Source organism: Photobacterium sanguinicancri (assembly GCF_002265265.1).
Classification (GTDB): domain Bacteria; phylum Pseudomonadota; class Gammaproteobacteria; order Enterobacterales; family Vibrionaceae; genus Photobacterium; species Photobacterium sanguinicancri.
Window position 1 is genome coordinate 1 of record NZ_NOIF01000384.1, and the last position, 976, is coordinate 976.

A 976-nucleotide genomic window follows, 5' to 3' on the forward strand; every position below is an offset into this window, starting at 1 on the left:
AGTTCAGTAGATATTAACTCTCCTGCTTTTGATGATAATTGTAGATATTTAATGGCATTATTTATGTTATTGCTCTTTAATAATACTTCTGCGTAGCGGTATTGAGCAACGGAGTTTCCGCTATCAGCTATTTCTTTTAGTTTGCTAATTGAAAGATCTCGTAATGTATTGTCATTTGAGTTAATTGTTGCTAGTACAGAGATTAGTTCTCTGTTATTTTTCGATTTTATTTTCTCACGGATAAATAAAGTACATAAAAGTGAAATTATGATAATTGTAGTAAATGCTAATATTTTCTTCATTTTATCACCAGCTACACTTTACGAATAAAGTCGCAGTTTCGTACTGATTTGGGCGCTCTAACTGATTGATGTTTATACTTTCCAGCTTCTCGCCTTTAGCTTTGTAACTGGGGTGGCAAGTTTCCGTTATTATAGAGCTAATGTAGGTATTTGGTCTGAAATCGTCTGTAGAGTCAATTAAATTTATCAAATGAACACCACTAAATATAGGTGCTCGCCCATAAGAGCGTTCTACCTTTAAGTAGATAATGGTAACTGCAAATACACCACCTATAGAGTTGGGGTTTTTTGAATGTATTTTCTTCGAAAACTCGGATAGATAGCCTCGTATTGTTTTATATAAAATTTTGGCCCTACCGACTTGTAATATAATCCCAACGGCAAAAGCCGTGCCACCAACAGTAGTTGTTCTTTTTGTTAATGATGTACCAGGCATAATTGGTGCCATGGCGCGCATTTTAGTTGATGGTGGTACGTTTTTTCCCTGCCAATGAAGTCGGTTTGTTATCTTGTTTGCCTTATGATACGAAGCATTATCGAGCGCTTTAAGTAATGATTGCTTTCTTTTCTCTCCGCTATTGTTGTTTGGCGGTACAGATAGTGGCCCTGCAAATGAGTTATGTTTGGTTTTATTAAATTTTTGTTTTTCTACACTATTATCTGTTACTTCAACG

2 protein-coding genes are annotated in these 976 nt (G+C 35.2%); both read right to left on the minus strand.

Annotated features, from left to right (window positions below):
• On the minus strand, positions 1-302 hold a 302-nt coding region (locus tag ASV53_RS24180), incomplete at its 3' end, for a hypothetical protein (RefSeq protein WP_141226322.1).
• A 4-nt stretch (positions 303-306) separates the two neighbouring features.
• Positions 307-976, minus strand: a 670-nt coding sequence (locus ASV53_RS25680) for a hypothetical protein (protein ID WP_189337965.1), incomplete at its 5' end; no start/stop codon positions are given.